The organism is Collinsella aerofaciens (assembly GCF_039062315.1).
GTDB classification, from domain to species: Bacteria; Actinomycetota; Coriobacteriia; order Coriobacteriales; family Coriobacteriaceae; genus Collinsella; species Collinsella aerofaciens_BG.
Map to the genome: position 1 here is coordinate 40016 of NZ_JBCJBG010000015.1, position 8749 is coordinate 48764.

The following is an 8749-nucleotide window of genomic DNA, read 5'->3' on the forward strand; positions in this document are numbered from 1 at the left end:
GAGGCTTTTCCTAATTCTAGGTGTTAAAGTCGATTACTGCCTGCCGTGGAATAGCCTCCACTTTTCGTCTTCGATGTCTCTTTCAATTGATGACTTCACTTTTGACAGCCATTCTCTGTGTTTTAAATATGCAACACCTGCGGGCAGCTGAGCAGCAATCGAGTCAATCGCCTCAATCTCCTTGAGCTTTGCTGGAATAAAGCCTTTTTCAGGGGACCCGCTCATTGAAGATCGACGGAGATCCAAATGGTTGATCGATATCCCGTCTTTATCGAGCGTCAGAATGAGGGTGATAGCCCTAACCCTCGCCTCGTCATTGCAATCGGACAAGGCCCAGCTTATTCTATCGAGACTATTTGCGTCGGCGATCCTTTCGCGGATGGTATATTCCAGGCGCTCCCAAAAAATATCGATCGAGAGCGCGTTTGCATCATGAACGGGAAACAAAAAGGCTATTTCATACCTGCCGAGTGGTTTGCTCAGCGCTTCATCGATCATTGCTTTCAGCAGATTCCAAGCGTGATCGTCCTGGACGGTCCAAAACGAGCTGATTCTTCGCAGGAGATCGTGCCTTTGTCGGTAGTCGAGGTTGGCAGCGTATTCCAAAAAACGGTCAATCATTGAACTGTCAAGGCGTAAAAGGCAGCGTAGGAAAGCGAGGTTATAGTCGAAAGTAGGATATCCTTCAAGTGCGAGAAAATACAGGTTGACAGCCGGTGAGGGATTGGATCCGAAGTACGAATCTAGAGCGGAGACGCGCTTTTCGTCTCCGCAGTTGCCGAAAAACCGCCAAACCTCATCATTGTGTGTATGTTCGGAAAACCTAAAAGCATATTTGAGCATATAGCCAGGATGCTTTGGCTCGACTATCTCCAAATCTTCCAAGCAGAGATGCGTTCTGCCGTCATCGAGTCTTGCGAGGATCTCGTCGAGCTCCTCCTTGTCGGGCCCGCTCTTTATTGCTAGCAAATCAAGATAGTCAAACAGGGCCGGATGGTCACTCACGTCGAGCACCGCGCCCAGCTCGTTTCTAAGGACCCTCCTGCCGATGGCTTCAGCAAGGTAATCAAGTGCTTCATACGGAACGGGGATCGTCGAGGGCAACGATGCGATATTGCGTGCGATTATGCTTGAAGCGGTATCTGGGGTCCTTTTGGCAATTTCCAGAAGGACTTTTCCGATAGCCCTGCCCGACTCCCACTCTTTACCGGAAATCTCATAATCTTCGGCCAGCTTTCCCAGGGCTTCGGTCAGTCGTTCTAGCGGTAACTCTTCCGCGGATATTCTAGGTTCTTTCTCTTCGAGAGACCAAGAGTTCTCCAAGCCAAGCGCGTCGAATGTGCTCTGGCGGAACCCATCGAGGCTCAGAGGGGAGTTCTGCGCGCATGTTTCGTAAATCTGGTTGATGCTTAAGCCGCATGAAAGATCGGTTGTCGAGTCTTCGCTTATATATTTGGGGAATAGCTCTTCGATCCTCGAGAGCACCGAATGCATGTTTTCTGCGTGCTCCGCTTCAGGTTCTTTGCCATAGAACGAGAAGTGCTGCCGAAAGGTGGATTTAACTTGCCTGCTGAATTCGGTTTCGACTAGAACGGAGAGCGCCCGGAAGCAATGGGCGTGGAGCTCGGCCAACTCTGATGTGAAACTGAAGGTCAGGGTGTTGTATGTGTACGTTATGCCATTTTGCCAAACGCGCTGGGCCCTTGAAGAGAGGTATGAACTCGTCAAGACGATCAGACATGCTGCAACATTACGGGAATGCGATTGTTGATATTTTTGAGCGAGGGCATCGAGTTTGCTGTTTTCCAAATCGAATCCCGTACGATCGAGATCATAAGCGAAAGCACCGTCTGGTCCGCATGCCCAGTTGTACTCGGCCGCTCGCTCGGTGCCTCTTTCTACACACGTCACGAACAACTCTAAGGCTGTTTGCGAATACTCGCTCGAGCTCATCAGGGATACGGAAATATGCAGGGGCATAGATCCGTCGGATGTCGAATTCATGCCGAGAATATCTTCCGATACGTCAGCGCAAGCAGCGCTTTCGATGCGGTTTGAGGCAAAGGCGAGCGCCTGTATGGGAAGGAGTTGATTGAATGTGATTATGAACTGATCGGCAATTCGCGCATCCCGATTCTTAATTTCATCCCAAGCTTTCCCGCATTCCCTTCGAAGGTAGTCGTACACGCTCGCACTTCCGCACACTTCAGCCATTGACTTGGCGGCTTTGAGATACGGCGCGTTCGGCATTTCTGCGGTATGCAGAATGAAATCCGCAAAACTGCCGTTCCCTTCTTTTGCGAAGTGGCGGCATATCAAGAAGTCACGAAGATTCTGCTCTTCCATTCTTATGGCTAGCACGCCACCAGCGGAGGTAAGGATCGTGACGATTTCCTGGTCGTTCAATCTGGATGCAAAATCCCGAATCTCGGCATCGTCGTACTCCAGGCCCAAGAGTTCCTCGTAACAAGGGTCTCCTTCAATAAGATCGCAGCAATCGTAGATTGCAAGGACCTCTGCGAGACGCTGCTCCCTGCTGGAGTACCCAGCTAAGGCGGAATTCATATAGATGTTCAGAAGATCGTATGGCTCTTGGATGGCTTCGAAATTGCCGTCTGCTATGGGGCTTGCTGCCATGATAGCCAAGCGCAGGTTTCCGTTTGCGATTGCCGATACTCTCTCCCTCAGTGCTAGGTTTATTATGTTGTATTCGGTCTCGAGTATCGCTTCAATGTTTTCCGCGGTTAGAGGCTCCAGCTCTATTTCTTTGAAATTTAGATAGCTACCGATTTTCGCGGTCAACTCGCTTCGGTGCATCTTCCTGCAGGTGAGGACAATCTTTAGCTTTTTGTTTTCCAAGCAGATTCCCAGCAAGTGCTCAAGTGACAGGTTGCCGTTTGCATCATCGACCAGAAGGATAATGTTTTCCGACTCCGACAAAATCAGCTCAATATCATCGTCGAGATGCGACGAATACCTAGAGTCCAAGATCAGAAGATCCCAGTGATGCCGATTGCTGAATGAGAGGCATGCGTCGAGGGCGATCTTGGTTTTCCCCGATCCAGACTGCCCCTGAATCACTACTGCCCTACTTTGCTCTATCGATTCGATGATGCCTGAAAACTCGGAATCCCTGTGCATGAGGGGCTTCGACAGGTCGGTTGTGAAACGGCCGTTCAGGCTTCGCTCGATGAAGCGGTCTGGGGCGATGAATGACCCCTTTCCGAGCGGAATGCCCAAAACCGTATGCGCTAGCGCAGGGAATTTTCTATCAAGGTCGCTCGCAATTGTCTCTGGCCCGATTATTTCTATCCGTGGATCGATGGCGCGGACTTCCTCGAGTACCAGAGGTGAAAGGCGAAAGTATGTGTGGCACAGGATGATTCGATCTATGAGTTGCGGATCGATGCCGGTTTTGCTCCTGTCGAGGCAGTCTATAGCATCATTTAGCAGCTTATTGCGGATGTCGGATTTAGAGGTTGTGTATGCCGCGAAGATGTAGTGTCCATTCTCTCCTACGGAGTACATATCTGGCACACCGGTCGTAGTTTTATCCGTGCCGCATTGGGATCCCAATTCAATGATGTTGTTAAGCGAATATCTCCTATATAGATACTGATTTGCTAGTGTTTGAAAACGCCCGCCTTCGATCTGCCTTAGCTCTTCTTGGATCTGATTTATATGGGACATTTTGCTCCTCGCGGTAAATTCGCCTTTTGATTTCTCTTTTCTTACTCTAGTCCACCTAGCTCAGCAAGTCTTGCACGCTCGAGGGCCGAGTCGACGACGTCCTCGAAGTCGAGCCCCGCCGCATAGGGAGATCCGGCGACAATGACTGGGATAAAAAACTCTAATCAAGGCCAGAATCTTTAATAGCATGCTGTTTTACCACAGACGGCAGAATCTGGCTTGAACGGTTAATTATAGCCCCCGACAGAAAGAGCGGTGCTTCCTCGCTATCGTCTCCGCGCTCGGGAAGCAGAATCGCAAGGCAATCGAGGTGGTCGAGGAGTGCGGTGGGTTGTTACCGTCAATGGGAATTCGGTCAACGCCAACCATCAATCATGCCGTATTATTCAGAGTTAGAATTTTCGCCCCACGATACTAAGCCGGTGACCATCCAATGATTTTTGGCATCGATATAGACACCGCCAATCTGATTGTCCAAGCATTCATCGGAGCCGCTACCTTGGGGACCTTGATTGCCGCATTCTGTCAAAACAACCAGACCAAAAGAAACAGGGAGGACGATTTCAAGCGGCATCAGCCATCCCGCATATCGGCATGGTACGAAGAAGGTCGAAACCGAATCGATCAGCCCGATGACAACCGATTCTTCTGGCAGTTCGTCGTGCTTCGAAACGAAAGCGAGTCCCCCGTCTACGACGCAATCGTCACCTGCGTCGGGATTAGCGGAGCCGGCCCTTCTTTCAAAGGAGAGGACAACGGTCCCGCTTTTCCCGACCGCGTCTGCGTCGGCACGCTTCCTCCTGGAGCATGGTACATATGGCTCCCAACGGGAGGGCACGGAATGGGAGTGCGCACGGCGCCCGAAACGGCTTTCGTCGACGCGAATGGGATTCCATGGGTTCGGCGAGGCAACGGAAGGCTCGAGGAGATCTCTATGGAGCCGACCTCGTTCTACAGGCTGCCCCTCCCCTTGTCTTGGCACGGATGCAAGAAGCTGACCGAGTAGAAGTCGTCGACGCCGTACGCGTAGCCCTCGAAGGGCGCCTCGTCCAGGCCGCGCCAGCCGGCGGCGGCGCGATAGTCCGCGATCTCGTCGGCAAGGGCCCTCGCCATAAGCACGACGTGCTCGACCGCAAACCCGTTATTCGACTTCTCTGGGTGCTTCTTGACGTGGTCGCTGGAAAAGTAGCCCAACGAGATTTCGCTCACGGGTCCGTCGCCGTTGGCGAACGCGGCCACATTGACCGTCTTGCGCCCGAAGATGGTATCGAGTGCCTTGGTGAGGGGCTCGGCGGTGGACAGCATGGCGGGGCCTCCCTACGTACGAGGGAGATTGAATTGAGGGTTTGATGCTACTGTCCGCTACTGCCCGCGGCACTCAGCAAGCCAGCCGAATGCCGCGGTCTCCCGAGACTAGCGGAGCCGCCCTTATTGCTAACACTGCCAAAGCAAGCCCCACTTCGTCAGTAACTTGGACGGGTGTCCCAGCAGCAGCGCGTGGCACCTAGAAGCGCTGTTCCCAGCAGGAATAGCGCTAAGGAGGCGGCGATCCAGTTGCTGTCGGCGGTCTTGGGGAGCGTGGCGGCGGCGCTAGCAGTCTTGGCCCTGGATGGCGTGGGCGCCGTGGTCTTGGTAACTGTCGTCTTGCTTGTCGTGGTCGTCTTGGGCGTCGCAGTCGCGGGCCTAGGGACGGGATCCGTCGCGGACCCGGCGCCGGGCCGCTCAACGGTTGGGCCGGCGCCACCGGCCGGCTCGCCCGCGCCACCGGGCACCTCGCGCCCGTCGGCCTCCCCCGCCGGCGCCGCGGCGCCCTCGGACTCGATCACCACATGCGGCGCCATGGCCCCTGGGGCATCCACCACCCCGCCGGCGCCGAAGGCCCCGCCCACTGGCGTCACAAATCGCGCGGACATAAGCGACCCGCCCGTGCATGCGACGCCGCCATCGGCACCGGCCGCATCGAGCCGCGAGGCGTCGACGGACAGCCCGCGCCCGGCCGGGCCGACGCGCTTCGATCGCGCCGCCAAGAAGGCGATACGGGAGTCGGGCCGGGTGGCCGGTAACGCCTATCGTTAGATGCTGCGCGACCGGTTCCTCTGCCGCGTGTTCGCCGGCGTCGGGGAGCGGTTCGTGCTCAAAGGCGGCAGCGGCCCTCTGGCCCGCATACCCGACGCGAGAAAGACGCGCGACCTTTTGACCAGGGAGCAAATTGCGATTCACTTGTCGCCTTCCGGTCTAGGAACACCGAGGTCAGAGTTGTAGAGCACCTCGCCCAGCCTTTGGCTCTCGGCGGCGTAGCCCCCGACAAGGGACGCGAGCTCGGACTTGAAGGAGCTGATCGTCTCGGAGTCGAGGATGAGAGCCAGCTTGGCCACCATTGTCGAGAAGTCCTCGTCCCTCACGGGCCCGACCCTGGCGCACCAAAGCCGCTCGTCGCGGGCGCAGATGTTGCGGAAGTCCACGAGGGTGCGCAGGACGATGAGCCCGGCCAGGTCCTCGTCGTAATGGCTCGGCCCCCACCATGTAGTCCTTGGCATCGGTGTAGTTGGCGATTTTCAGGTAGGCATCGAGCTCCCGATAGGCCTCCGAAAAGGTGTAGGCGGCGACCGAGCGCACGCGGGCCTCCGCCTTGAGGAGGTACTTGAAGGTAAGGTTGCGCAGGTCGCGGTCGAAGAGGAAAAGGCCGTAGAGGTCTCCGAATCCCGTTCCCTCGGCGTAGACGTCGTGACCCGCCTCGGCGCTGGCCTCCTTGTCGAGGAACGGCTCCTTGTACCCGTTGACAACGCAATAGTAGTCCTCGCCGAGGAGGGCGTAGGCGGCGTACTCCGGCATGGAGAGCCCCCTGGACTCGAGGATGGCCACCTGCTCTTCGAGGGTCTTGAACGGCTTGCGGGCCATGCCGGCTCCTCTCTGAAATGAGAGAAGGCCGCCCGCCTCGTGGCGAACGACCTTCCTCAGTCTTGGGCTCCGTAGAGTACCCAAGCCGTATCAGTGCATTCGTGAAAGTACCACATGCTCGGCCGTCCGTCAAGCTTGCCGGGGCTTTCTCGCCTTTCTTGTGCGCCGCGTGCGCCCCTACTTTGCGGCATACACGTCGCAATTGCCCCTACCTAGAAAGTGCATGGCAGCTCGGTCAATCGCCCTTGCGCTTTGGCCTACCTAGAATCGCTGTTCCCAGCAGGAATAGCGCTAATGAGGCGGCGGGCCAGTTGCTGTCGGCGGTCTTGGGGAGCGTGGCGGTGGCGGCGCTAGCAGTCTTGGCCTTGGATGGCGTGGGCGCCGTGGCCTTGGTCACGGTCGTCTTGCTTGTCGTGGTCGTCTTGGGCGTTGTGGTCGCGGGCTTCGGGACGGGGCCCGTCGCGGGCCCGGCACCGGGCTGCTCAACGGTGGGGCCGGCACCACCAGCCGGCTCGCCCGCGCCACCAGCCGGCTCGCCCGCGCCGTCGGTCTCCCCCGCCGGCGCCGTGGCGCCCTCGGGCTCAACCACCACATGCGGAGCCATGCCCCCGGAGGCGTCCACCACGCCGCCGGCACCGAAGGCCCCGCCCACGGGCGTCACAAACCGCGCGGACACAAGAGACCCGCCCGTGCATGCGACACCGCCATCGGTACCGGTCGCATCGAGCCACGAGGCGTCGACGGAAAGCGTGCACCCGGCCGAGCCAACTCCCGCGCCCGCCGCCGCGCACGGCCATGCCGCCGGCGATCAAGCCGGCCACGGCCTCGTCCGTGACGTTTGCCCCGTCCGCCCGGGCATCTACGGCGCAGCCCTCCACCGCGAGCGCCTGCGAGACGTGGATCGCGCACTGCGAGCCCGATGCCGCCAGGGACCCGGTGCCGCGGAGCGTCAGGTCGCCCCACACCTCCATGCCGCACTGCGTGATGTCCGCATCGGGCGCATGCGACTCCGTCACCGAGTTCTGCCCCACAAGCGTCACGACCAGGTCGCCGCCGGCGCCGATAGCATCGCCCGCGTAGCCGTCGAGCTCCAGATGGCCGGCATCGGTCCAGGACCAACCGGGGCCCGACACGCCCGGCTCGCGGTACGTCGCGCCCGCGATGAACAGGCTCTCCGCGCCCGCGGCACAGGAAGGCCCGCCCAGCAAGACGCATAGGCAGGCCATAGCGACGATCGCAATGTAATGACGGCTGATGTAGGACTCGGCGGCAAACATACCCGCTCCGATCTTCGCAGGAGCCAATAGAATGTGCACCAGAAAATGCCCTGGTGGCAGCGACTATTAGTTTAGCGAGATCGATGAGGGGGCAAAGAGAAATCGCGTGGACGATGTCCACAATTAGGTGTAAATCGTTTTGCCAGTCGGTGAAAGGAAGGATCAATAATTCCAGACGAAAAAAGCACAGCGTTCATCTGCTGTTTCTTTCAGCGAAATAATCGAACGACATGCCAAGCTTTTGAGCGATAACCAGGTGAGCGGCGATCCATGCACGCTTCTGCCTAAGTCAACAACGACGAACCCAGCATGCGAAGCGGACTGCAGCGCAAGCGGAGGAGCGCCGAGCCCTTGAGTTCAGGCGCTACCGAACATAACGTCCCCCGGTGCCCCCGCTGACGAGGATTGTCGTTGGCACGGTTTCATTGAAGATGGAACCTCTATCGCTTCTTGATCACCTTCGCAGGCACGCCCGCGACGACCACGCCCTCGGGTACGTCGCGCGTGATGACCGCGCCTGCGCCCACGATGGAGTTCGACGCCACCGTGACCCCGCTCATGACCTGCGCACCGTAGCCCACCCACACGTTGTCGCCGAGTACGATGTCCGCCTCGTCGTGCCCTTGGCGGTTCACGGGGACGTCGGGGTCGGAGTGGCGGTGCATGTCGGTGCGCAGGTGCACGGCGTAGGACACGAGGCAGTCGTCGCCGATGACGATCTTAGCCCCGGGCGAGGCGCACAGCATGCCACCGTTCACGTAGGAATTGCGTCCAATTGTTATGTTCTCAGGATGGCTCAGCGAGACACCCATTACAGTCTGAAATAGGCCATCGATAAATTTCGATGGCGAGCATTCGGCGCATTGCCTACGATACGGGCAAGC

The 8749-nt window shown here is 57.8% G+C and carries 8 protein-coding genes; all 8 read right to left on the bottom strand.

Annotated features, from left to right (window positions below; all coding sequences use genetic code 11):
- Positions 1-33: 33 nt before the first annotated feature.
- Positions 34-3690, bottom strand: coding sequence for a P-loop NTPase (locus tag ABCP74_RS07765; protein ID WP_343001453.1), 3657 nt, complete (start codon positions 3688-3690; stop codon positions 34-36).
- 382 nt (positions 3691-4072) lie between these two features.
- Positions 4073-4264: a hypothetical protein gene (locus tag ABCP74_RS07770; RefSeq protein WP_343001454.1), complete on the bottom strand. Its 192-nt coding sequence runs from the start codon at positions 4262-4264 to the stop codon at positions 4073-4075.
- Between the two features lie 377 nt (positions 4265-4641).
- A complete protein-coding gene (locus ABCP74_RS07775) occupies positions 4642-4995 on the bottom strand; it encodes a hypothetical protein (protein ID WP_343001455.1) in 354 nt (117 codons plus the stop codon).
- A gap of 158 nt (positions 4996-5153) precedes the next feature.
- Positions 5154-5531 (bottom strand): hypothetical protein, encoded by a 378-nt coding sequence (locus ABCP74_RS07780; protein ID WP_343001456.1) that lies wholly within the window; start codon positions 5529-5531, stop codon positions 5154-5156.
- 409 nt (positions 5532-5940) lie between these two features.
- Positions 5941-6588 (bottom strand): Abi family protein, encoded by a 648-nt coding sequence (locus tag ABCP74_RS07785; protein ID WP_343001457.1) that lies wholly within the window; start codon positions 6586-6588, stop codon positions 5941-5943.
- A gap of 235 nt (positions 6589-6823) precedes the next feature.
- Positions 6824-7192 (bottom strand): hypothetical protein, encoded by a 369-nt coding sequence (locus ABCP74_RS07790; protein WP_343001458.1) that lies wholly within the window; start codon positions 7190-7192, stop codon positions 6824-6826.
- Positions 7170-7865, bottom strand: coding sequence for a hypothetical protein (locus ABCP74_RS07795; RefSeq protein WP_343001459.1), 696 nt, complete (start codon positions 7863-7865; stop codon positions 7170-7172). The genes ABCP74_RS07790 and ABCP74_RS07795 overlap by 23 nt, the downstream gene beginning before the upstream one ends.
- Positions 7866-8305: 440 nt before the next feature.
- Positions 8306-8749, bottom strand: a 444-nt coding sequence (locus ABCP74_RS07800; protein WP_343004396.1) for an acyltransferase, incomplete at its 5' end; no start/stop codon positions are given.

Bases quoted from the DNA above. Each gene is read 5' to 3' on its own strand.
- ABCP74_RS07765 (WP_343001453.1), bottom strand. From the start codon at position 3,690: ATGTCCCATATAAATCAGATCCAAGAAGAGCTAAGGCAGATCGAAGGC.
- ABCP74_RS07770 (WP_343001454.1), bottom strand. From the start codon at position 4,264: ATGCCGCTTGAAATCGTCCTCCCTGTTTCTTTTGGTCTGGTTGTTTTG.
- ABCP74_RS07775 (WP_343001455.1), bottom strand. From the start codon at position 4,995: ATGCTGTCCACCGCCGAGCCCCTCACCAAGGCACTCGATACCATCTTC.
- ABCP74_RS07780 (WP_343001456.1), bottom strand. From the start codon at position 5,531: ATGGCGCCGCATGTGGTGATCGAGTCCGAGGGCGCCGCGGCGCCGGCG.
- ABCP74_RS07785 (WP_343001457.1), bottom strand. From the start codon at position 6,588: ATGGCCCGCAAGCCGTTCAAGACCCTCGAAGAGCAGGTGGCCATCCTC.
- ABCP74_RS07790 (WP_343001458.1), bottom strand. From the start codon at position 7,192: ATGGCTCCGCATGTGGTGGTTGAGCCCGAGGGCGCCACGGCGCCGGCG.
- ABCP74_RS07795 (WP_343001459.1), bottom strand. From the start codon at position 7,865: ATGTTTGCCGCCGAGTCCTACATCAGCCGTCATTACATTGCGATCGTC.